Genomic DNA, 22,010 nt, shown 5'->3' with positions numbered 1-22,010 from the left:
TCACGCTCCGGCGGCGACGTTGGCGAGGACGACGGCGACGATCGCCAGGACGACGGAGCCGGCGAGCAGCGCGCTGAGGTAGGTCTGCACGTTGCCGGTCTGGGCGCGGCGGACGAGCCAGCCGAGACCCTTGGCGGTGCTGCCCGCGCCGTTCACGTACGTGTCGACGACCTCGCGGTCGAGGAAGCGCACCAGGGAGGCGCCGGCGAGCACGGGGCGGACGAACAGGGTCTGGTAGACGGCGTCCAGGTGGAAGCCGTCGGCGGCGTGCGGGTGCAGCGGGCCGAGCAGGGCGCGGCCGGGGTCGGCGGGGTCGGTCGCCGGGTGCGGCAGGTCCAGGGCCTCCGCCTCGACCTGGCCGGCCTCGGCGTCGGGGTGGGCGACGGTCGGTGCGGCGAGCGCCCCGGCGGCCGGCGCGGGCGCGGCGCCGACCGGGACGCCCTGGACGGCGGCCGGGGGCGGCGCGGTGCGGGCGACGAGGGTGCGCCGGATCGCGTAGGTGAGCGCGGCGCCGACGACGGCGAGGCCGGTGCCGAGCACGGCCGTCACCAGGGTCGGGGTCAGCGGGTGTCCGTCGAACCAGTCGTCGAGGTAGCCGGCGGTCAGTCCGAAGCCGAAGGAGGGGATGGCGAGCACCCACAGGACGGTGGTCATGGCGACCGGCTGCCGGCCGTGGTCGGGGGCCTCGGCGCCCCGGCCGCGGAAGGCGAGCAGCCAGAGCCGCATCGCGTACGCGGCGGTGAGCAGCGCGGTGAGGAGTCCGGCGACGAGCACGATCCAGCCGGCGCCGGCGGGGGCGACGGTGCGGTCGCCGGTGGCGGTGTGCTCGGCGGCGACGAGGACGGCTTCCTTGGAGAAGAAGCCGGCGAAGGGCGGGATCGCGGCGAGCGCGAGGAGGCCGACGGTCATCGTCCAGTAGGCGTCCGGGATGCGCTTGGTCAGTCCGCTCATCCGGGACATGGCGGTGAGCGAGTTGGTGCCGGCGGCGTGGATGACCGCGCCGGCGGCGAGGAAGAGGAGCGCCTTGAAGGCGCCGTGCGCGAGGAGGTGGAAGACGGCGGCGCCGCGGTCGGCGACGGCGAGCGCGCCGGCCATGTAGCCGAGCTGGCCGATCGTCGAGTAGGCGAGGACCCGCTTGATGTCGTCCTGGGCGAGCGCGGCGAGCGCCGAGCCGACCATGGTGACCGCGGCCATGACGGCGAGCACGGTCAGCGCGGCGGCGGAGGCGGCGAAGACGGGGAGGAGCCGGGCGACGAAGTAGATGCCGGCGGCGACCATGGTCGCCGCGTGGATGAGCGCGGAGACGGGGGTGGGGCCGGCCATCGCGTCGGGCAGCCAGGTGTGCAGCGGGAACTGCGCGGACTTGCCGGCGACGCCGGCGAGCAGCAGCAGTGCGATCAGGGTGGGGTGGTCGAGGCCGCCGGTGGCGACCGCGCCGAGCACGCCGGTGATCCGGAAGGTGCCCGCGTCGGCGGCCAGGGCGAACAGGCCGATGAGGAAGGGCACGTCGCCGAGCTTGGTGACGAGGAAGGCCTTGAGGGAGGCCGAGCGGGCCTCGGGGGTCTCCCAGTAGTGCCCGACGAGGAAGTACGAGCAGATGCCCATGATCTCCCAGCCGACCAGGAGCACCATCAGGTCGCCGGAGTAGACGACGAGCAGCATCGCGGAGGTGAAGAGGGAGACGAGCGCGGCGTACGAGGAGTAGCGCGGGTCGTGGCGCAGATAGCCGGTCGAGTAGATCTGCACACAGGTGGCGACCACGCCGACGAGGACCGCGACGAGGGCGGCGAAGCCGTCGATGTGCAGGGCCAGGTCGATCGGTACGGAGCCGGTCGGGGTGAGCTGGGTGGCGGCGTCGATCGCCTTCCCGCCGCCGTGCCGGGCCGCGACGACGACCGCCAGGACGGCGGCGGCGAGCGTGGGCAGGACGGCGAGGGGACGGGCGAAGCCGGGGGCGGTGCGGCCGAGCAGGAGACCGGCGGCGGAGCCGAGGAAGGGGAGGAGGGGGACGAGGACGGCGAGGGTCGTGGTGGTCACGCGGTGGCCTCGGCCTTCTCGTCGGCGGACGGCTTGTCGGCGGGTTCCGGTTGTTCCTTCGCGTCGCGGAGACGGTCGACGTCCGAGGTGCCGCGGTTGCGGTAGACCATCAGGACGATCGCGAGACCGATGCCGATCTCGGCGGCGGCGATGGCGATGACGAAGAGGGTGAGCGCCTGGCCGGCGTGCAGGGTGTCGCGGAGCCAGACGTCGAACGCGACCAGGTTGAGGTTGACGGCGTTGAGCATGAGCTCGACGGACATCAGGACCAGGATCGCGTTGCGGCGGGCGAGGACGCCGTACAGGCCGACGGAGAAGAGGAGCGCGGCGAGGACGGCCGGGTAGGCGAGGTGCATCAGTCCCGCTCCCCTTCCTGCTGCTTGCGGGACAGGACGATGGCGCCGACCAGGGCGGCGAGCAGCAGCACGGACAGCGCCTCGAAGGGCAGCACCCAGTGCTGGAAGAGGATCTCGCCGGTCACCTTCGTGGAGCCGAGGGCCGGCCCTTCGAGGTCGATCCAGGTGGTACGGAAGGCGTCCACGACCACCCACACCAGCGCCGCGGCGGCGGCGACCGCCACGGCGAGGGCGACCGGCCGGTTGCCGGAGTCGGAGTCCGGGGAACGGCCGACGGGGGCCCGGGTGAGCATGAGCCCGAAGAGGAGGAGCACGACGACGGAACCGACGTAGATCAGCACCTGAACCCAGGCGATGAACTCGGCGGTGAGGAGCAGGTACTCGACGGCGAGCCCGCCGAGCGCGACGACCAGCCACAGGGCGGCGTGCACGAGCTGCTTGGTGGTGACGGCGACGAGGGCGGCGCCGAGGGTGACGAGGCCGACGAGGAGGAAGGTGATCTCGACGCCGGTGGGCGAGAGGAAGCCGTGGCTGTTCTGGGCGGCTGCGGCCAAGGGCTGGGCGGCGAGAGTCTGTGCTGCCAGGGTCACTGCGGGCCCTCCTGCTGCTGGGCCTGGGCGGCGGCCTTTTCCGCTGCCTTGCGTGCCGCGGCGATCTCCTTCGGCTCCTCCGCGCGCGGGTCGAGCGCGGGCGGCTCCGGCACCGTCCACATCCACTCGCGGAGCTTGTCGCGCTCGTGCGTCAGCTCGTGGATGTCGGTCTCCGCGTACTCGAACTCGGGCGACCAGAACAGCGCGTCGAAGGGGCACACCTCGATGCAGATCCCGCAGTACATGCAGAGCGAGAAGTCGATGGCGAAACGGTCGAGGACGTTGCGGCTGCGCTCGCGGCCGCCGGGGGCGGCGGCCGGCACCGTCTCCTTGTGGGAGTCGATGTAGATGCACCAGTCGGGGCACTCACGGGCGCACAGCATGCACACCGTGCAGTTCTCCTCGAACAGCCCGATGACCCCGCGGGTACGGGGCGGCAGCTCGGGCTGCGCGTCCGGGTACTGCGCGGTGACCGACCTGCGGGTCATCGTGCGGAGGGTGACGGCGAGGCCCTTGGCAAGGCCGGAACCGGGAATCGGAGCCATGGTTACTGGATCGCCACCTTCACGATGCCGGTGAGCGCGATCTGCGCGAGGGCGAGCGGTACGAGGGTCGTCCAGGCCAGCTTCTGCAGCTGGTCCTCGCGCAGGCGGGGGTACGAGACCCGCAGCCAGATCACGACGAAGGCCAGGACGGCGGTCTTCAGGAGCGTCCACACCCAGCCGAGGCCGTCGGCGCCGCCGGGTCCGTGCCAGCCGCCGAGGAAGAGGACGGTGGTGAGGCCGCAGAGCACGACGATGCCGGCGTACTCGGCGAGCAGGAACAGCGCGAAGCGCAGGCCGGTGTACTCGGTGTACGCGCCGAAGATGATCTCCGAGTCGGCGACCGGCATGTCGAACGGCGGGCGCTGCAGCTCGGCGAGCCCGGCGGTGAAGAACACCAGCGCGCCGACGATCTGCCAGGGCACCCACCACCACTCGAAGGCGTTCAGGATGCCGGGGAGGGAGACGGTACCGGCCGCCATCGCGACGGACGCGGCGGCGAGCAGCATCGGCAGCTCGTACGCGAGCAGCTGAGCGGCGGTACGGAGCGCGCCGAGCAGGCTGAACTTGTTGGCCGACGCCCAGCCGGCCATCAGGCTGCCGAGCACCCCGACGCCCATCACGGCGAGCACGAAGAAGATGCCGGCGTCGACCACCCGCCCGACGGCGCCCTCGCTGGGCCCGATCGGGATCGCGACGAGCACGAGGAGGTACGGCAGGAGCGCGACGGCCGGCGCGAGCTGGAACACCCGCCGGTCGGCGTCCTTCGGGACGACGTCCTCCTTCTGCGCGAACTTCACCCCGTCCGCGACCAGCTGCGCCCACCCGTGGAACCCACCGGCGTACATGGGCCCGAGCCGGCCCTGCATGTGCGCCATGACCTTGTGCTCGGTCTGCCCGACGACGAGCGGCAGGACGAGGAACGCGGCGAAGACGATGATCAGCCGGAGGGCGACGTCGAGTACGTCGTTCACGCGGGGTCGCCTCCGGCGGGGTCGGTGGGGTTGGTGGTGGGCTCGCCCTGCGCGGGCGGGGCGGCTTCGCCTTCGGCGGGCGGGGCGGGCTCGCCCTGCGCGGGCGCTTCGGGCTCCGGAGCCGGAGCCTGCGGCTCCTCGTCGAACGCCGGGCGGGCGTGGTGCCACGGGGCGTCCGAGCTGCGGGTACGCGGCGGGGCCGCGGGCCGCTCCGACGGCGCGTCGCCGCCGGACACGGCAGCGTCCTGGCTCGGACCGGCGGGAGCCGCCGGCGCAGCCGGGTTTCCCGCCGTGTCGGGCGCGGCAGCGTCCGGGCCTTCGGCCCGCTGGCTGGCGGAGCCGCCGCTCGCCGTACGGCTACGGCGCGGGCCCGCAGGAGCTGCTGGGGCCGCTGTCGGCTCACCGCCGCCTGCGGCGGGCGCCGCCGGCGCGGAAGCGTCTCGGTCTTCGGCCGGCGCTGCCGAGCCGGGCTCAGCCGTTGCCCCAGCTCGCTGGCTCGCGGAGCCCGCACTCGCGCTGCGGTTTCGGCGCGGGCCGGCCGCGGGGGCGGACGGGGTTTCCGGCACGGCCGGAGAGGGCTGGGTACCGGCGGCGGCAGGCGCCTCCGGTGCCGCCGGGGTGGCCTCGGTCTGCTGGCTTGCGGAGCCCTCGCCCGCTGTGCGTGCGCGGCGGACCGGGCGGTCGGCCGTCGGGGGCTGGCTCGCCGAGCCCTCGCCCGCCGTACGGGTACGGCGCACCGGGCGGTCGCCGCCGGCCGCGGCTGCGCCGCGGGCGGGGCGGGAGGGGGCCGGGGGGAGTTGGCCCTTGAGGGGGCCCCAGTCGTTGGGGTCGGGGACGCCCGGGGGGAGCATTTGGCGGCGCTTGGGGGCGTGGGGGTCGTGGGACTCGCCGGGTTCCTTGGCGCCGGGCCAGGCCTTGGCGACGCGGGCGGCGAGGACGAAGTCCTTGCGGAGGGGGTGGCCCTCGAAGGTGTCGGGGAGGAGGAGGTGGACCAGGTGGGGGTGGTCGGTGAAGGTGATGCCGAACATCTCGTGGGTCTCGCGCTCGTGCCAGGCCGCGCCCGCGTAGACCGCGATGGCGGACGGCAGGGACGCGGCCGCGTGCGGAACCGTCGTACGGACGAGGAGGCGGCGCACGGAACCCGGGCCCACCGACGCCACGTGCGCGCACACCCGGAAGCCGACGCCCGGCTCGTCCACCGCGCTCAGCCAGTCGAAGTACGTGAGGCCCAGCTTGTCCCGGGCGATCTCCAGCGCCGCGATCCACGAGCCGACGGGCACATCGACCGTCAGCAGGTCGTACGCCCGCTCCGCCGTCGCCTCCTCGCCGAAGACCTCGGCGACCGAGTCCGGCAGCGCCGCGTAGCTGTCCGCGAAGTTCTCGCTCATGCCTTGCCTCCCGGGGCAGGGGGCTGCACCAGACCGCTCGTCAGCTGGGCGACCGAGGGAGCACTCCCGTACCGCTCCTCCAGGCTCTCCCGCGCGATCTTCTCCTGGAGCTTGAGGATGCCCTGGAGCAGCGCCTCGGGCCGCGGCGGGCAGCCCGGCACGTACACGTCCACCGGGATGATCTGGTCCACGCCCTTGGTGACGGAGTACGAGTCCCAGTACGGACCGCCGCAGTTCGAGCAGGCGCCGAAGGAGATGACGTACTTCGGCTCCGGCATCTGCTCGTACAGGCGCTTGACCGCCGGCGCCATCTTGTCGGTCACCGTGCCGGAGACGATCATCAGGTCGGCCTGGCGCGGGCCCGGCGCGAAGGGGATCACGCCGAGCCGGATGAAGTCGTGGCGGGCCATCGACGCGGCGATGAACTCGATCGCGCAGCAGGCGAGGCCGAAGTTGAAGACCCACAGGCTGTAGCGGCGGCCCCAGTTCAGGACCACCTTCATGGGCTCCGGCGCCAGTCGGGCGAGCGGGCCCAGCTTGGGGGCGGGCAGGGGGGTCACAGCCATGCCAGGACGCCCTTCTTGTACGCGTAGAGCAGGCCCACGGCCAGGAAGCCGAGGAAGACGAACATCTCGACCAGCGTCGTCGCCCCGTATCCGGGCGCGGCGAAGACCGTGGCCCAGGGGAAGAGGAAGATCGAGTCGACGGCGAAGATCACATAGAGGAAGGCGTACACGTAGTAGCGGACCTGTGTGTGGGCCCATCCCTCCCCCACCGGGTCGACGCCGCACTCGTAGGTGAGGAGCTTCTCCGGGGTCGGGACGACCGGGCGCAGCAGCCGGCCCGCGCCGAACGCGACCGCGACGAAGAGCACGCCGAGCACGGCCAGCAGTCCGACGACGGAGTACGTCTCGAAGTAGTCCGCCGCGAAGTAGTCCGCCGCGTGAGTCGTCGCGTGGTGCGTCGCCGCGTGGTGCGTCCCCGCGTTCGGCGTCGCGTGGTTCGTCGCCGCGTACTCCGCCGCGACGACGGTCGGTTCCCGCACGTCCGTCCGCCCCTCGGTATCAGTGTCCTACGCACGCGAGTCTAGGCCCTGCTAAAGGGAGCGTAAGCAGGCCCCGGTAGGGCCCGGTAGGGATATCCCCCCTGCCGCTCCGGCCACCTCCCCCATGGCGTGCGCGGCCCTCCAACCGACAACCTTGATCCCATGAGCAGCCTCAACGACACCCCGCCGCCGCCCGCCAGCCTCGCCTACGGCCGGCACACCTGGAAGGAGGTCGCGCACCTCCTCGCCGATCTGCCGTGCGCGCTGGCCGGGTTCGTGTACGCGGTGGTGACGATCGCCCTCGGCGTGGGCCTGTCCGTCACCGTCATCGGCCTGCCGCTCCTCGCGCTCGGCCTGGCCGGGGCGCGCGGCATGGCCGGCGCGGAACGGGCCCGGGCCCGCGGGCTGCTCGGCGTGCACGTGGAGCGGCCGAGCCGGCTGCCGCACCGGGACGGGTTCCTGCCGTGGCTGTGGGCGCAGCTGAAGGACCCGGTGGCGTGGCGCAGCCAGCTGTACGGGTTCATCCGGCTGCCCTGGGGCGTGCTCACCTTCACCGTGACCCTGGTGTCGCTGATCGTGCTGTGGCCGGTGCTGCCCTTCGTGGCGCGCGGGCTCGGCAACGTCGACCGGGCGATGGTGCGCGGGCTGCTCTCCCCCTCCGACGAGCTGGAACGGCGCATCGCCGAGCTGGAGTCGGACCGGGGGGTGGTGGTCGACACCGCCGCCGCCGACCTGCGGCGCATCGAGCGCGACCTGCACGACGGCGCGCAGGCCCGGCTCGTGGCCCTGGCCATGGGGCTCGGCCTCGCCAAGGAGAAGCTGCTCGACGACCCGGAGGCCGCCGCCGCGATGGTCGACGAGGCGCACGGCGAGGTGAAGCTCGCACTCCAGGAGCTCCGCGACCTCGCCCGTGGCATCCACCCGGCGGTCCTCACCGACCGCGGTCTCGACGCGGCGCTCTCGGCGGTCGCCGCCCGCTGCACGGTGCCGGTGAAGGTCTCCGTCGACCTGCCCGAACGGCCCGCCGAGGCGATCGAGGGCATCGCCTACTTCACCGTCTCCGAGCTGCTGCAGAACGTCTCCAAGCACGCCCGCGCCCGGTCCGCCGCCGTGGACGTGTGGCGGACGGAGGAGCGGCTGATGCTGCAGGTACGGGACGACGGCGCCGGCGGCGCCGACCCGGCCGCCGGCAGCGGCCTCGCGGGGCTCGGCGAGCGGCTCGGCGCGGTCGACGGGGTCCTGGCCGTCGACTCCCCGGCCGGCGGGCCCACCGTCGTCACCGCCGAACTGCCGTGGCGCGACCGCGACCGCGACCGCCCGGCTGCGTCGTAAGGCCTCTGCCTCCGTCGGCCGGTAGGGAGAACCCCCGCCGGTAGGGAAAACCCCCCGCCACAGACGCCCACCTGCCTCATGGTTCCGGGCCCCTCCCACCCGCGAAGGTGGAACACGAGCGAACGCCCCGACCGCCCCCGCGTGAGAAACGGATCTCCGATGGCCACCCACCGCCTGCCCGCCGGCCTCCGCGCCCCCTTCGAAGGACGCACCTGGCGCGAGCTGGGCTACGTCCTGACCGGCTTCCCGCTGAGCGTCCTCTACTTCTGTCTCGCCGTGTCCCTGGTGTCGACCGGTGCCGGGCTGCTCGTCACCTTCCTCGGCATCCCCGTCCTGGCCGGCGCGCTCGCGATGTGCCGCGGGTTCGGGGCCGTGGAGCGGGCGCGGGCGCGCGGGATGCTCGGGCTCGACGTGGCGGCGCCGGAGCCGGCCCGGGGGAAGACCGGGGGCGCGCTGTCCTGGATGGGCGCGACGCTGAAGAGCGGGGCGTCCTGGCGGCATCTGCTCTACGCGCTGCTGCACTTCCCGTGGGCGGTGTTCACGTTCTCGGTGACGGTGGCGCTGTGGTCGTGGGGCTGGAGCCTGTTCACGTATCCGCTGTGGCAGTGGGTGCTCCCGATGTACGCCGGGCAGGCCGGGCTGCAGATCTACGGGGACGAGGCGCACTCCGTCTATCTGAACTCGCCCTTCGAGATCGCCGTGACGAGTCTGGTGGGCCTGGTCTTCGTGCTGGTCGGGCCGTGGGTCCTGCGCGGCATGGTGGCGGTGGACCGGCTCATGGTGGCCGGGCTGCTCGGGCCGTCGCGGCTGGCCACCCGGGTGACGGAGCTGGAGTCGGACCGGGGCGTGGTCGTGGACACGGCCGCAGCCGACCTGCGGCGCATCGAGCGCGACCTGCACGACGGCGCGCAGGCCCGGCTCGTGGCCCTGGCCATGGATCTGGGGCTCGCGAAGGAGAAGCTGGCCGGGGATCCGCTGGCCGCGGCGGTGATGGTCGACGAGGCGCACGGCGAGGTGAAGCTCGCCCTCCAGGAGCTGCGTGACCTCGCTCGCGGCATCCACCCGGCGGTCCTCACCGACCGCGGTCTGGACGCGGCGCTGTCGGCGCTGGCCGCCCGGTCGACCGTGCCGGTGTCGGTGGAGGTGGACCTGCCGAAGCGGCCGGCCGCGGCGATCGAGGGCATCGCGTACTTCACGGTGTCCGAGCTGCTGCAGAACGTGTCCAAGCACTCCCGGGCACGGCGGGCGTGGGTGGACGTGTGGCGGTCGCAGGAGCGGCTGATGATCCAGGTGCGGGACGACGGCGTCGGCGGCGCCGACCCGGCGGCCGGCAGCGGCCTGGCCGGTCTCACCGAGCGGCTCGACGCGGTCGACGGGGTGCTCGCCGTCGACTCCCCGGCCGGCGGCCCGACCACGGTCACCGCCGAGATCCCGTGGCGCCGCTGAACCGCCGTACCGCGCCCCTGATCCGCCACGCCGGCCGGGCCGCCGGGCCCCTGAACCGCCATACCGGCGGGACCGCCAGTCCCCTGGCCGAGTTGAACCCCGTTCCCGCCCCCCGCGTCCCTACTGCTGCGATGCTGAGCGTCGGCAGCGAGACGAACAGGGGTGTGAGGAACATGGGTGGCGCGGTGGGCGAGCGCGTGGTGGGAGTGCGCGTGGTGATCGCCGAGGACTCGGTGCTGCTGCGCGAGGGTCTGACGCGGCTCCTCACCGATCTGGGGCACGAGGTCGTGGCCGGGGTCGGGGACGGCGAGGCGCTGGTGAAGACGGTGTCCGACCTGGCGGGCGAGGGCGCGCTGCCGGACGTGGTGGTCGCCGACGTACGGATGCCGCCGACGCACACCGACGAAGGGGTACGGGCGGCGGTGCGGCTGCGGAAGGAGCACCCGGGGCTCGGGGTCCTGGTCCTGTCGCAGTACGTGGAGGAGCAGTACGCCACGGAGCTGCTTGCCGGTTCGAGCACCGGGGTGGGGTATCTGCTCAAGGACCGGGTGGCCGAGGTCCGGGAGTTCGTGGACGCGGTGGTACGGGTGGCCAGGGGCGGCACGGCCCTCGACCCGGAGGTCGTGGCGCAGCTGCTCGGCCGCAGCCGCAAGCAGGACGTGCTCGCGGGGTTGACGCCGCGCGAGCGGGAGGTCCTGGGCCTCATGGCGGAGGGGCGCACGAATTCGGCCATCGCGAAGCAGCTGGTGGTGAGCGACGGCGCGGTCGAGAAGCACATCAGCAACATCTTCCTGAAGCTGGGGCTCTCGCCGAGCGACGGGGACCACCGCCGGGTGCTCGCCGTACTGACCTATCTCAACTCGTAGCCCCCGGCAGACCGCGTCGGCCCCCGGACCACCGACTTCCTGGACTTCTGACGCACCGTCAGCTATCCAGGGAAGCCCAGAGGGAGTCCAGAGGGAGTCCAGGGGCGGTATCGGCTCCACCCCGTCACCAGCCACAAGCGGAGCGCGACCCCCGGCTGGAGCGTCACTGGACCAGAGGGGTCACAGAGAGCGACAATTGGCCATATAAAGGCGTCACGGGCGTCTCGAAATGAGGTCCACGATGCGAGAAGTCCCGGGAAGGCCTCCCTCACAGTCGTAGGGTGGGCCACGGGACGACCGGGCAGCCGGCCGTCTCACGAGCCTTCTCCGCGGGACGTCTCGACGGAGAGAACCCTTGCCGCGAGGGAGGTCCAGTTCAGTGACCAGCCAGGTCAGCAGCGAGGCCGGTGAGGCCCTGGTCGGGGAGCAGCGCAGTGCTCCGACGACGGCCGAGCACGGCGCCGCGAAGGAAGTCCGCCGGCTCGACCGGGTGATCATCCGCTTCGCGGGTGACTCCGGTGACGGCATGCAGCTCACGGGTGACCGGTTCACCTCGGAGACGGCGTCCTTCGGGAACGACCTCTCCACGCTGCCGAACTTCCCCGCGGAGATCCGCGCCCCCGCCGGCACGCTGCCGGGCGTGTCCTCGTTCCAGCTGCACTTCGCCGACCACGACATCCTGACCCCGGGCGACGCGCCGAACGTCCTGGTCGCGATGAACCCGGCCGCGCTGAAGGCCAACATCGGGGACGTGCCGCGCGGCGGCGAGATCATCGTCAACACCGACGAGTTCGCCAAGCGCGCCATGGCCAAGGTGGGATACGAGACCTCCCCCCTGGAGGACGGCTCGCTCTCCGGCTACCACGTGCACCCGGTGCCGCTCACCACCCTCACCGTGGAGGCCCTGAAGGACTTCGGGCTCTCCCGGAAGGAGGCCGAGCGGAGCAAGAACATGTTCGCGCTCGGGCTGCTCTCCTGGATGTACCACCGGCCCACCGAGGGCACCGAGGCCTTCCTGCGGAGCAAGTTCGCGAAGAAGCCCGAGATCGCCGAGGCCAACGTGGCCGCCTTCCGGGCCGGCTGGAACTTCGGCGAGACCACCGAGGACTTCGCCGTCTCCTACGAGGTGGCCCCGGCCACCCGGGCCTTCCCCACCGGCACGTACCGCAACATCTCGGGGAACCTGGCCCTCTCGTACGGCCTGGTCGCCGCGTCCCGCCAGGCGGACCTGCCGCTCTACCTCGGCTCGTACCCGATCACCCCGGCCTCGGACATCCTGCACGAGCTGAGCAAGCACAAGAACTTCGGTGTGCGCACCTTCCAGGCCGAGGACGAGATCGCCGGCATCGGCGCCGCGCTCGGCGCGGCCTTCGGCGGCTCGCTCGCCGTGACCACCACCTCCGGCCCGGGCGTGGCGCTCAAGTCGGAGACCATCGGACTCGCCGTCTCCCTCGAACTGCCGCTGCTGATCGTCGACATCCAGCGCGGCGGCCCGTCCACCGGTCTGCCCACCAAGACCGAGCAGGCCGACCTGCTGCAGGCCATGTACGGGCGCAACGGCGAGGCCCCGGTGCCGATCGTGGCCCCGAAGACCCCGGCCGACTGCTTCGACGCGGCGCTCGACGCGGCCCGGATCGCGCTCACCTACCGGACCCCGGTGTTCCTGCTCTCCGACGGCTACCTGGCCAACGGCTCCGAGCCCTGGCGGATCCCGGACCCGGACGAACTCCCGGACCTCACCACGACGTTCGCCACCGGCCCGAACCACACGCTCGCCGACGGCACCGAGGTCTTCTGGCCGTACAAGCGCGACCCGGAGACCCTGGCCCGCCCGTGGGCGCTGCCCGGCACCCCCGGACTCGAGCACCGCATCGGCGGCATCGAGAAGCAGGACGGCACCGGCAACATCTCGTACGACCCGGCCAACCACGACTTCATGGTCCGCACCCGGCAGGCCAAGATCGACGGCATCGAGGTGCCCGACATCGAGGTCGACGACCCGGACGACGCGAACACCCTGGTGCTCGGCTGGGGCTCCACGTACGGGCCGATCACCGCCGCCGTACGCCGGCTGCGCCGCGCCGGCCACCCCATCGCCCAGGCGCACCTGCGGCACCTCAACCCGTTCCCGAGCAACCTCGGGGAGGTTCTCAAGCGGTACGAGAAGGTCGTCGTCCCCGAGATGAACCTGGGCCAGCTCGCCACCCTCGTACGGGCGAAGTACCTCGTCGACGCCCGCAGCCACAACCAGGTCAACGGAATGCCGTTCAAGGCCGAGCAGCTCGCCGCGGCCCTCAAGGAGGTCATCGATGAGTGAGTCGGGATCGGAGTCGGCTGTGACCGAGTCTCTTCTGCAGCTGGTGCCGAAGTCCGAGGCCAAGCTGTCCATGAAGGACTTCAAGTCCGACCAGGAGGTCCGCTGGTGCCCCGGCTGCGGCGACTACGCCGTCCTGGCCGCCGTGCAGGGCTTCATGCCGGAACTCGGCCTGGCGAAGGAGAACATCGTCTTCGTCTCCGGCATCGGCTGCTCGTCCCGCTTCCCGTACTACATGAACACCTACGGGATGCACTCCATCCACGGCCGCGCCCCGGCCATCGCCACCGGTCTCGCGACCTCGCGCCGCGACCTGTCGGTGTGGGTGGTCACCGGTGACGGCGACGCGCTGTCCATCGGCGGCAATCACCTCATCCACGCCCTGCGCCGCAACGTCAACCTGAAGATCCTGCTGTTCAACAACCGGATCTACGGCCTCACCAAGGGCCAGTACAGCCCCACCTCGGAGCTCGGCAAGATCACCAAGTCGACCCCGATGGGCTCGCTCGACGCGCCCTTCAACCCGGTGTCCCTTGCGCTCGGCGCCGAGGCCTCCTTCGTGGCCCGGACGGTCGACTCCGACCGCAAGCACCTCACCTCGGTGCTGCGCCAGGCCGCCGAGCACAACGGCACGGCACTGGTGGAGATCTACCAGAACTGCAACATCTTCAACGACGGCGCCTTCGAGGTCCTCAAGGACAACGAGCAGGCCAAGGAGGCCGTCATCCGCCTGGAGCACGGGCAGCCGATCCGCTTCGGCGCCGAGCTCGACAAGGGCGTGGTCCGCGACCCGGCCACCGGCGACCTCCGCGTCGTGACGGTGACCCCGGAGAACGAGCCGCAGGTCCTCGTCCACGACGCCCACTCCACCTCCCCGACGACCGCCTTCGCGCTGTCCCGGCTCGCCGACCCCGACACCCTCCACCAGACGCCCATCGGGGTGTTCCGGTCGGTGGAGCGGCCGGTGTACGACACGCTGATGGCGGAGCAGTTGGAGAAGGCCGTCGAGCAGCAGGGCAAGGGCGACCTGGCACAGCTGCTCACGGGCAAGGACACCTGGACGGTGGTGGGCTGACCCGGAGCACCCGCTCCTGATCAGTCGCGCTTCGCTGCCTCGGCGTACGGGCCGAGGCAGCGGGGCCTTCCGGAGCTGATCCGCCACAGGAACAGCCCTTGGAGCTGGGCCTCCGAGGTGTTGTTGGCGCGGGCGTCGTAGGACCTGGCCACCCCGCGGTACACCGCGTCGTCCTTCAGGAACGCGCTCCAGACCGCCGCGCCCGGGCGCTCCGCGTTCCACTTCGCGGCGCTGCGCAGCGCCTGCCCCGTCCAGAACAGGGCGTCGTACGACTCCACCGCGAACCGGTCGACCGGGTCCGTGGCCGCGAGCCGCCAGCGCCTGCGGTACGCGGCGGCGAACTCCTTCGCGGCCGGGACCGTGTCGGGATCGGTGTAGCCCGTCCCGAAGTACCAGCCCTCGGCGGCCGGTCCGGCGACGGCGAGGAACTCCGGCCCGAGCGCGGGCTCGACGCTTCCGCACGGGCCCCGGTATCCCTGCTGCCGCAGCGCCTTGGCGCACAGGGCGGCCCGGCGCGGCGACGTCCCCACGTGCATCACGCCCGTCGGGGAGGTCGCGAGCGCGGCCCGGACCGCCGGGCCGAAGTCCTCGCTGTCGGCTGCCACCCGGTGCACGGTGACGGTGCCGCCGGCGGGCGGCGAGTTCGTGATGCTCCGGGCGGCGAGCCAGCTGTAGGCGCCGGCCGCGCGGTCCTCGATGACGGCGGTGCGGCCGCGTCCGTGGTCGCTGAGCCAGCGCCCGAAGGGCACGATCATCACGTCGGGGTAGGGCCGCGGTTCGAAGTACGTGCGCATGTCCGGCGCCTGGCCCCGGATCTCCCCCTCGGGGACCGACGCCACCACGCTGAGCACCGACACCTTCGCGTCGACGAGCGCGTCCGCCGCGGCGATCGCCGTCGCGGTGGTGGTCGGGCCGAGCACGGCGACCAGGGCCGGGTCCCGGAGGAGGGCACGGGCCCCGGCGGCGGCCCGCCGCGGGTCTCCGCCGTCGTCCGTCACCTTGAGCACCAGGTCGAAGGGCCGGTCCGGGCGGGCGTTGAAGGTCTCCGCGGCGAGGCGGAGCCCGCGTTCCTGGCCGCGCCCGTCCGCCGCGCCGGGGCCGCTGAGGTCGGTGAGGACACCGACCGTGTACGCCGCCCTGGGCGCCCCCGTACCACCGCCGGTGCCGCTGCCGGTTCCCGATCCGGTGGGGTCGCGGCCGAGCAGCCAGGCGGTGAGGCCGCCGGTGGCCGCGACGGCCCCGGTCGCGCCGAGGACGAGGAGGCGGCGGCGCGAAGTCCCCTGTGGCGCCTCGGGGTTGAGCACCGTCGGGTCGGCGACCGGCAGGTCCAGGACCCGTGACGAACGCTGGGCGATCAGCGCGGGCAGACCGGGCGGCAGCCAGTCGCCCGCCGCCGGGCTCTCGTAGCCCTCGTTGCTGTCGTTGCCCTCGTTGCCCTCGTTGCTGCCCTCGTACGGGCCGAGGGCGTCCCGCACCTCGGCGGCGGTCGGCCGGTCGGCGGCGTCCTTGGCGAGGCAGGCGGTGACCAGCGGGAGCAGGGTGTCCGGTACGTCGTCGAGGTCGGGTTCCTCGTGGACGGTGCGGAACACGACCGCGGCCACCGCGCCCGTGCCGAAGGGGCGGCGGCCGGTCAGCGCGTACGCGAGGACGCAGCCGAGCGAGAAGACGTCGGCGGCCGGGCCGACCTCGCCCGCGCCGGTCACCCGGGCCTGTTCGGGGGCGAGGAAGCCGGGGGTGCCGATCATCGCGTCGGTGGCGGTGAGCGCGGTGGCGCCGCTGACCCGGGCGATGCCGAAGTCGATGAGGCGCGGTCCGTCGAGGGCGAGGAGGACGTTGCCGGGCTTGACGTCCCGGTGGACGAGCCCGGCCCCATGCATGCCGTCGAGGGCGGCGGCGAGCCGGGCGCCGAGGGCGCGGACGGTGGGCTCGGGCAGTGCGCCGTGCAGCCCGACCGCCTCGGCGAGCGAGGGCCCCGGCACGTACTCGGTGGCCAGCCAGGGCTCCCGGGCCTCCGGGTCGGCGCCCAGGACCCGGACCACCCAGCGGCCGGTGATCCGCTCGGCGGTGGCCGCCTCGCGGCGGAAGCGGGCCCGGAAGGCGGGGTCGGCGGCATGCTCGGCCCGGATGAGCTTGAGCGCGGCGAGCGCGCCGCCGGCGGACCGGGCCAGGTAGACCACGCCCATGCCGCCGGCGCCGAGCCGCCCCAGGAGGCGGTAGCCGGCGATGGCGGAGGGGTCGGCCTTCTTGAGCGGCTGCATGCTCAGGCCTTCTTGGACGTGTCGGTCTTGGTGGGCGTGGGCTTGCCGGTGGGCGTTTTGACGTCCGCGGGTGCGGGGCCGAGGTACTTGTAGGCCCCGTTCTGCACGCCGTACAGGAAGGTGCCGACGCCGGTCAGCTCGCCGTTGTCGCCGAACCGGTAGCCGCCCATGGCGCCGGTGTACTTCTGCTTGCGCAGGGCCTGCCACAGGCCCTTGCGGGTGGGCGGGCTCTTGGCGGCGCTCGTGGCGAGCCAGGTCGTGGTCAGGTTCACCACGTCGTAGGCCTCGCCGGTGTAGAAGGCCGGGGTGGTGCCGTAGCGCTTACTGTGGGCGTCGAGGAAGTCCTGGGTGCGCCTGCGGTCGGCGGGCTTCTCCTTGGGGTCGGCGGCCCGCCGGACGGGGTCGACGACGGGCGCGCAGACGAACCAGCCCTCGGCGGCGGGTCCGGCCTCCTTCAGGAATGCCGTCCCGAAGACGTGCTGGCCGGCGAACCGGGGCCCGGTGAAGCCGAGTTGGTCGAGCGCGCGGGCGGCGAGCACGGCGGTGGAGCGGACGCCGTTGTGGACGTACGCGTCGATGCCGGCGTCGGTCATCTCGCCGATGATCCGGCGGTAGTCGACGGCCCGGCCGGGGACCACCCGGTAGTGCGGCGTGATGCCGGCGTACTCGAAGCCGAAGCCGACGCCCTTGGTGTACTGCCAGCTGTACTGGGAGTCGGTGCGTTCCTGGAGGACGCCGGGGCGGCGGATCCGCGGCAGCAGCGTCGCGGACCAGGCGAGATAGGTGCCCGCCATGAAGTGGTTCGGGATGGCGCGCAGCACGGTCGAGTTGGGCGGGCCGCCCCCGTCCACGGTGAAACGGTTGTAGCCCGCCGAGACGGTGAGCAGCGGCACGCCGGCCTCCTGGAAGGCGGGGAGCGCGGCGATGCCGGTGTCGTCGGAGGTGGGGCCGAGCACGGCGAGCACGGAGGGGTCGGAGGTGAGCCGGCGGGCGGCGGCGAGGGCGCCGGCGCTGTCCCCGCGGTCGTCGGAGACCTTGAGTTCGAGGGTGAAGGGCTTGCCCTGGTGCTCGGCGTTGAACCGCTCGACGGCGAGCCGGGCGCCGCGCTCCTGGGCCCGGCCGATCTCCCGGGCGGGGCCGGAGAGGTCGGCGAGGACGCCGATGGACCAGGTGGTGCGGGGCCCGGGTGCGGGGTGCTTCCCGTCGGTGTCTTCGTGCTGCCTGAGCACGGCGTACGCTCCGCCGCCCGCCGCGAGCAGAGCCGTACCGGCGCCACCGGCGAGCAGCAGGAAGCGGCGCCTGCCGGGCCCCGGCGGGGCGTCGGGGCCCGCCGGGCCCGTGCCGGGTGCGGTCGGGTCGATGTCGGGGAGCGCCAGCATGGCCGCCGAGCGGGCGGCGATGGTGGCGACGACGGGCGCGGGCAGCCAGTCGGCGGGGGCGCCGGGGGCGTCCTCGGTGAGCTCCCCGGCGATCTCCTCCGCGGTGGGCCGCTCGCCGGGCCGTTTGGCCAGACACCGTTGTACGAGGCCGAGCAACGCGGCTGGTACGTCGGCGAGTTCGGGCTCGTCGTGCACGGTGCGGTACAGGAGCGCGTCCAGGGAGCCCGTACCGAACGGCGGGCGGCCGGTGGCGGCGAAGGCGAGCAGACAGCCGAGGGCGAAGACGTCGGCGGCGGGCCCGATCTCGGCGGCGCGGGCCTCGGCCTGCTCGGGGGCGAGGAAGCCGGGGGTGCCGACGACCATGTCGGTGGAGGTCAGCCCGGTCTCGCCGGTGGCCCGGGCGATGCCGAAGTCGATGAGGCGCGGGCCGTCGACGGCGAGCAGCACGTTGCCGGGCTTCACGTCCCGGTGCACGAGCCCGGCCGCGTGGACGGCGGCGAGCGCGCGGGCGACGGCGCCGCCGAGGATCCGTACGCTCCGCTCGGCCAGCGGCCCGTGCGCGCGGACGGCCTCGCCGAGGGACGGGCCGGGCACGAAGGCGGTGGCCAGCCACGGCTCCGGCGCGTCGGGGTCGGCGCCGATGACCGGCACGGCCCAGGGGCTGACCACCCGGCGCGCGGCCGCCACCTCGCGGCGGAAGCGGGCCCGGAAGTCGGCGTCGTCGGCCCCGTGGGACTCGTCGGCGTGGTCGGCGTGGGTGACCTTCACTGCGGCGAGTTCGCCGGTGTCGGTGCGCCCGAGGTAGACCACGCCCATGCCACCGGCGCCGAGCCGCCCGAGGAGGCGGTACCCGGCGATCGACGACGGGTCGGAGGAGTGGAGCGGCTGGAGCGCGCCGGGCTGGGGGGTGGGGGCAGGCTGGGGGCCGGGCTGGGCCGCAGGGCTCACGACTGGGCTCCCCACTGCTTCTTGAGGCGGTCCTGCATGATGACGTTGGCCCGGACCTGGGCGTCGTTGGTCTCCGCCTCGGTGTGGCCGGGGGCTCCCTTGACGACCGTGGCGAACGTGACCTGGCCGACGCGGGTCTGCATCCAGGTGTAGAACTGCGGTCCCTTGACGGCGTCGCTGACGTACGAGCCGCGCTCGAGGAGGAGGTCGGTCGTGCTGGTGTTGCCGTTGACGCCGTACTCGGTGCCGAGCGACGTGAGGCCGGTGATGCGTTCACCCTGGCGCAGCTCCTGGTCCGGGCAGCGCAGCGCCTCCTCCAGGGTCTCGGCCATCTCCCAGTCGGCGTCGGAGTCGGTCCGGTGGATGGTGACGGTGGCGGCGACCCGCAGCGTGCCCTTGCCGCCGGCGGCCGGGATCTCGCTGTAGGCGGTGGCGCTGGCGAGCACGGAGCGGGGCAGGCCGCCGGTGTCCCAGACGCACTCGGCGCCGAGGACCGGCCAGTAGCCGGCCGGGCTGAGGTACGGGGAGCGCTTCTCGTAGTCGGGGCCCCAGGCGTCGGGGCCGGCCACGACCGCGAGCGCGAGCTTCTGGGCGTCGGCGGCGGTGCGGGGCGCGCGCCGGGGGTCGAGGGTGTCGGGGCGGGTGGGGGTGGGGGTGGGGGTGGGGGTGGCCGACGGCTTGGCGGAGGCCGGGGACGTGGAGGCCTTGCCGGGCGGGGCCGCGCCCGTCTCCGTACCCGTGTCCTTGTCCGTACCGCCCGAACAGCCCGCCAGTAACAGGACGGCTCCAGCCGCCCAGGCACCGGCGGCGCGCAGCAGTCTTCGCCTCGTGTGCGCCACGATTCCCCCGCCCCCACACATCACATGGTCAGCAGATCGTACGACGCGGGGCACCAACAAGCCCTGGAAACAGGATCATTGAGACATCGCCTGCGCCCGGCGGGACTCCGCGCGCCGCTCGTCGTAGCGCTCGCGGGCCTCCTCCACGGCACCGAGCCGCTGCTCGGTCCAGCGACCGAGCTCCGCGATCAGGCGGGCGGCCTCGGCGCCGAGCGGGGTGAGGCTGTAGTCGACGCGGGGCGGGATGACCGGCTGGGCGGCGCGGTGCACGAAGCCGTCGCGCTCCAGGGTCTGGAGGGTCTGGGTGAGCATCTTCTCGCTGACCCCGCCGATCTTCCGGCGCAGTTCGCTGAAGCGGTAGGAGCGGTCGAGCAGGGCGATCAGGATCAGGACGCCCCAGCGGCTGGTGACGTGCTCCAGGACGAGGCGCGAGGGACACATCGCATCGTTGATGTCGGGCTTCTTCTCGCTCTTCGAGGGCTCTCCACTTACCGGCATACCAGTACCTTACTTCAAAGTGGGTACTTACGAATGGTTAGCGCCCGACTTACGGTGAGTACGCCACCAACCAACGCCGGAGTGAAGGAAGAGACCCCCATGAGCATCGTCGTCACCGGAGCCACCGGAAAGCTCGGCCGCCTCGTCATCGACGCCCTCCTCGCCACCGAGCCCGCCGGGAACGTCGTGGCCGTCGTCCGCGACAAGGCGAAGGCCGCCGACCTGGCCGAGCGCGGGGTCGAGCTGCGGATCGCCGACTACTCCCGGCCCCAGACGCTGGCCGGGGCCTTCGCCGCCGGGGACCGGGTGCTGCTGATCTCCGGCAGCGAGGTCGGGCAGCGGGTGCCGCAGCACACCGCCGTGATCAGCGCCGCCAAGGCCGCCGGCGTCGCCCAGCTCGCGTACACCGGCGTCCTCGGCGGCCCGGACGCCGACTTCCGGCTCGCCGACGAGCACAAGGCGACCGAGCAGGCGGTCCTCGACTCCGGCCTGCCGTACACCTTCCTGCGCAACGGCTGGTACACGGAGAACTACACCGAGAACCTCGCGCCCGTGCTCGCCCACGGCGCCGTCGTCGCCAACGCCGGCGAGGGGCGGATCGCCTCCGCCACCCGCGCCGACTACGCCGCCGCGGCCGCCGCCGTACTCACCGGCCCGCTCGACGAGCACACCGGCCGGGCGTACGAGCTGAGCGGCGACGTGTCGTGGTCCTTCGCCGAGTACGCGGCGGAGGTCGCCCGGCACTCCGGCAAGGCGATCGTCCACTCCGACGTGCCGGCCGCGGCCCACCTGGAGATCCTGCTCGGCGCCGGCCTGCCGCAGCCCTTCGCCGAGATCCTGGTCGACGTCGACGCGGCCGTCGCGCGCGGCGCCCTCGCCGCCCGCGGGAACGACCTGTCCCGCCTCATCGGCCGCCCGACCACGCCGATCGCCGAGACGATCAAGGCGGCGCTGGCGGCTTCGTAGGAGGCCGCGTCACCCTCCTCGTCACAGGTCTTCTTGATCGGTCAGGACCGTATGGCGATACGGGCATGACAGCCGGCCCTGCTCGGCGCTACCTTCGTCAGGTATGCGCGGCGCAGGGCCGACGGAGCGGGAGGTCCGGTGGAGACGAAGAAGAACGAGGCACGAGCGGGACTGCTCTACGGGATCGGCGCCTACGGCATGTGGGGTCTGGTCCCGCTCTTCTGGCCGCTGGTCAAGCCGGCCGGCGCGGTCGAGATCCTGGCCCACCGGATGGTCTGGTCGCTCGCGGTCGTCGGCCTCGCGCTGCTCGCGCTGCGCCGCTGGGGCTGGATACGCGAGCTGGTGCGCAGCCCGCGCAAGCTCGCGCTCATCACCGTCGCCGCGACCGTGATCAGCGTCAACTGGGGCGTCTACATCTGGGCCGTCAACGACGGCCGGGTCGTCGAGGCCTCCCTCGGCTACTTCATCAACCCGCTCGTCACCATCGCCCTCGGCGTCCTCGTCCTGAAGGAGCGGCTGCGCCGGGCGCAGTGGGTGGCGGTCGGGGTCGGCTTCGCCGCCGTGGTCGTCCTCGCGGTCGGCGCCGGGCGCCCGCCGTGGGTCTCGCTCACCCTCGCCTTCTCCTTCGCGCTCTACGGCCTGGTGAAGAAGCAGGTGAACATCGGCGGCCTGGAATCGCTCGCCGCCGAGACCGCCGTGCAGTTCCTGCCCGCGCTCGGCTATCTGCTGTGGCTGGGCAATTCCGGTTCCCTGGCCTTCGGCGCGCACGGCGCCGGGCACGCGGCGCTGCTCGCCGCGACCGGCCTGGTGACCGCGATCCCGCTGATCTGCTTCGGCGCCGCCGCGATCCGCGTCCCGCTCTCCACGCTCGGCCTGCTGCAGTACCTGGCGCCGGTCTTCCAGTTCCTGCTCGGCGTCGCCTACTTCCACGAGGCGATGCCGGCGGAGCGCTGGGCGGGCTTCTCGCTGGTGTGGCTGGCCCTGACGATCCTCAGCTGGGACGCCCTGCGCACGGCGCGCCGCAGCCGGGCGGCGGTGGAGGCGGCGAAGGCGGAGGCGGAGGCCGCGGCCATGGCGAACGTGGAGACCGCAGCGACCGTGGCGGCCCCTCCGGAGGCGCTTTCCACCCCATCGGCGCAGCCCGGCCGCTGACCGCG

19 protein-coding genes are annotated in these 22,010 nt (G+C 73.2%); 7 read left to right on the top strand and 12 right to left on the bottom strand.

Features of this window, described 5'->3' with window-relative positions:
• From JAO84_RS21635 to JAO84_RS21600, 8 genes are read right to left on the bottom strand one after another with little or no spacing between them, the layout of a single operon-like run.
• The gene (locus JAO84_RS21635) at window positions 1-2,037 is read right to left on the bottom strand and encodes an NADH-quinone oxidoreductase subunit L (protein ID WP_370414369.1); all 2,037 of its coding nucleotides are present in this window, start codon (window positions 2,035-2,037) and stop codon (window positions 1-3) included.
• Window positions 2,034-2,393, bottom strand: a complete 360-nt coding sequence (gene nuoK, locus JAO84_RS21630) for an NADH-quinone oxidoreductase subunit NuoK (protein WP_370414368.1) — start codon at window positions 2,391-2,393, stop codon at window positions 2,034-2,036. The genes JAO84_RS21635 and nuoK overlap by 4 nt, the downstream gene beginning before the upstream one ends.
• Window positions 2,393-2,983 (bottom strand): NADH-quinone oxidoreductase subunit J, encoded by a 591-nt coding sequence (locus JAO84_RS21625; RefSeq protein ID WP_370414367.1) that lies wholly within the window; start codon window positions 2,981-2,983, stop codon window positions 2,393-2,395. Before JAO84_RS21625 ends, nuoK begins: the two co-directional genes overlap by 1 nt.
• Window positions 2,980-3,528, bottom strand: coding sequence for an NADH-quinone oxidoreductase subunit I (locus JAO84_RS21620; protein ID WP_370414366.1), 549 nt, complete (start codon window positions 3,526-3,528; stop codon window positions 2,980-2,982). The genes JAO84_RS21625 and JAO84_RS21620 overlap by 4 nt, the downstream gene beginning before the upstream one ends.
• Before the next feature lie 2 nt (window positions 3,529-3,530).
• Entirely contained in the window at window positions 3,531-4,499 is a 969-nt protein-coding gene (locus JAO84_RS21615) for an NADH-quinone oxidoreductase subunit H (protein WP_370414365.1), read from the bottom strand.
• Window positions 4,496-5,887, bottom strand: a complete 1,392-nt coding sequence (locus JAO84_RS21610) for an NADH-quinone oxidoreductase subunit C (protein ID WP_370414364.1) — start codon at window positions 5,885-5,887, stop codon at window positions 4,496-4,498. The genes JAO84_RS21615 and JAO84_RS21610 overlap by 4 nt, the downstream gene beginning before the upstream one ends.
• On the bottom strand, window positions 5,884-6,453 hold the full coding sequence (locus JAO84_RS21605) for an NADH-quinone oxidoreductase subunit B (protein ID WP_370414363.1): 570 nt from the start codon (window positions 6,451-6,453) through the stop codon (window positions 5,884-5,886). The genes JAO84_RS21610 and JAO84_RS21605 overlap by 4 nt, the downstream gene beginning before the upstream one ends.
• Entirely contained in the window at window positions 6,444-6,932 is a 489-nt protein-coding gene (locus tag JAO84_RS21600) for an NADH-quinone oxidoreductase subunit A (RefSeq protein ID WP_370414362.1), read from the bottom strand. Before JAO84_RS21600 ends, JAO84_RS21605 begins: the two co-directional genes overlap by 10 nt.
• 162 nt (window positions 6,933-7,094) lie before the next feature.
• Between JAO84_RS21600 and JAO84_RS21595 the strand changes: the two genes are divergently transcribed.
• The 5 genes from JAO84_RS21595 (at window position 7,095) to JAO84_RS21575 (ending at window position 13,965) form a co-directional block, all read left to right on the top strand.
• A complete protein-coding gene (locus JAO84_RS21595; protein WP_370414361.1) occupies window positions 7,095-8,264 on the top strand; it encodes a sensor histidine kinase in 1,170 nt (389 codons plus the stop codon).
• 159 nt (window positions 8,265-8,423) lie between these two features.
• Window positions 8,424-9,710: a sensor histidine kinase gene (locus JAO84_RS21590; protein ID WP_370414360.1), complete on the top strand. Its 1,287-nt coding sequence runs from the start codon at window positions 8,424-8,426 to the stop codon at window positions 9,708-9,710.
• A 206-nt stretch (window positions 9,711-9,916) separates the two neighbouring features.
• The gene (locus tag JAO84_RS21585; protein ID WP_265864081.1) at window positions 9,917-10,576 is read left to right on the top strand and encodes a response regulator transcription factor; all 660 of its coding nucleotides are present in this window, start codon (window positions 9,917-9,919) and stop codon (window positions 10,574-10,576) included.
• A 379-nt stretch (window positions 10,577-10,955) separates the two neighbouring features.
• On the top strand, window positions 10,956-12,893 hold the full coding sequence (locus JAO84_RS21580; RefSeq protein ID WP_370414359.1) for a 2-oxoacid:acceptor oxidoreductase subunit alpha: 1,938 nt from the start codon (window positions 10,956-10,958) through the stop codon (window positions 12,891-12,893).
• Window positions 12,894-12,963: 70 nt separating this feature from the next.
• Window positions 12,964-13,965 (top strand): 2-oxoacid:ferredoxin oxidoreductase subunit beta, encoded by a 1,002-nt coding sequence (locus JAO84_RS21575; protein ID WP_370416831.1) that lies wholly within the window; start codon window positions 12,964-12,966, stop codon window positions 13,963-13,965.
• A gap of 20 nt (window positions 13,966-13,985) precedes the next feature.
• Here JAO84_RS21575 and JAO84_RS21570 read toward each other — a convergent pair whose 3' ends face one another.
• The 4 genes from JAO84_RS21570 to JAO84_RS21555 all read right to left on the bottom strand — a co-directional run bounded on the left by JAO84_RS21570 (window position 13,986) and on the right by JAO84_RS21555 (window position 19,887).
• Entirely contained in the window at window positions 13,986-16,223 is a 2,238-nt protein-coding gene (locus JAO84_RS21570) for a bifunctional serine/threonine-protein kinase/ABC transporter substrate-binding protein (protein WP_370414358.1), read from the bottom strand.
• Window positions 16,224-16,225: 2 nt separating this feature from the next.
• Window positions 16,226-18,550 carry a bifunctional serine/threonine-protein kinase/ABC transporter substrate-binding protein gene (locus tag JAO84_RS21565; RefSeq protein ID WP_370414357.1) on the bottom strand — a complete coding sequence of 775 codons (2,325 nt, stop codon included), beginning with the start codon at window positions 18,548-18,550 and terminating at the stop codon, window positions 16,226-16,228.
• Window positions 18,547-19,389, bottom strand: coding sequence for a hypothetical protein (locus JAO84_RS21560; RefSeq protein ID WP_370414356.1), 843 nt, complete (start codon window positions 19,387-19,389; stop codon window positions 18,547-18,549). Before JAO84_RS21560 ends, JAO84_RS21565 begins: the two co-directional genes overlap by 4 nt.
• A gap of 75 nt (window positions 19,390-19,464) precedes the next feature.
• The gene (locus JAO84_RS21555; protein ID WP_370414355.1) at window positions 19,465-19,887 is read right to left on the bottom strand and encodes a winged helix-turn-helix transcriptional regulator; all 423 of its coding nucleotides are present in this window, start codon (window positions 19,885-19,887) and stop codon (window positions 19,465-19,467) included.
• A 99-nt stretch (window positions 19,888-19,986) separates the two neighbouring features.
• Here JAO84_RS21555 and JAO84_RS21550 point away from each other — a divergent pair, with 99 nt between their 5' ends.
• Together JAO84_RS21550 and rarD are read left to right on the top strand one after the other, a co-directional pair.
• A complete protein-coding gene (locus JAO84_RS21550; RefSeq protein ID WP_370414354.1) occupies window positions 19,987-20,853 on the top strand; it encodes an NAD(P)H-binding protein in 867 nt (288 codons plus the stop codon).
• Window positions 20,854-21,051: 198 nt separating this feature from the next.
• Window positions 21,052-22,005: an EamA family transporter RarD gene (rarD, locus tag JAO84_RS21545; RefSeq protein WP_370416830.1), complete on the top strand. Its 954-nt coding sequence runs from the start codon at window positions 21,052-21,054 to the stop codon at window positions 22,003-22,005.
• Window positions 22,006-22,010: the final 5 nt, after the last annotated feature.

Source organism: Streptomyces fradiae (assembly GCF_041270065.1).
Classification (GTDB): Bacteria; Actinomycetota; Actinomycetes; order Streptomycetales; family Streptomycetaceae; genus Streptomyces.
Note: the sequence above shows the minus strand (reverse complement) of the source record. Positions and strands in the feature narration are given on the sequence as shown.

Bases quoted from the DNA above. Each gene is read 5' to 3' on its own strand.
- JAO84_RS21555 (WP_370414355.1), bottom strand. From the start codon at position 19,887: ATGCCGGTAAGTGGAGAGCCCTCGAAGAGCGAGAAGAAGCCCGACATC.
- JAO84_RS21590 (WP_370414360.1), top strand. From the start codon at position 8,424: ATGGCCACCCACCGCCTGCCCGCCGGCCTCCGCGCCCCCTTCGAAGGA.
- nuoK (WP_370414368.1), bottom strand. From the start codon at position 2,393: ATGCACCTCGCCTACCCGGCCGTCCTCGCCGCGCTCCTCTTCTCCGTC.
- JAO84_RS21575 (WP_370416831.1), top strand. From the start codon at position 12,964: ATGAAGGACTTCAAGTCCGACCAGGAGGTCCGCTGGTGCCCCGGCTGC.
- JAO84_RS21595 (WP_370414361.1), top strand. From the start codon at position 7,095: ATGAGCAGCCTCAACGACACCCCGCCGCCGCCCGCCAGCCTCGCCTAC.
- JAO84_RS21570 (WP_370414358.1), bottom strand. From the start codon at position 16,223: ATGCAGCCGCTCAAGAAGGCCGACCCCTCCGCCATCGCCGGCTACCGC.
- JAO84_RS21550 (WP_370414354.1), top strand. From the start codon at position 19,987: ATGAGCATCGTCGTCACCGGAGCCACCGGAAAGCTCGGCCGCCTCGTC.
- JAO84_RS21610 (WP_370414364.1), bottom strand. From the start codon at position 5,887: ATGAGCGAGAACTTCGCGGACAGCTACGCGGCGCTGCCGGACTCGGTC.
- JAO84_RS21620 (WP_370414366.1), bottom strand. From the start codon at position 3,528: ATGGCTCCGATTCCCGGTTCCGGCCTTGCCAAGGGCCTCGCCGTCACC.
- rarD (WP_370416830.1), top strand. From the start codon at position 21,052: ATGTGGGGTCTGGTCCCGCTCTTCTGGCCGCTGGTCAAGCCGGCCGGC.
- JAO84_RS21605 (WP_370414363.1), bottom strand. From the start codon at position 6,453: ATGGCTGTGACCCCCCTGCCCGCCCCCAAGCTGGGCCCGCTCGCCCGA.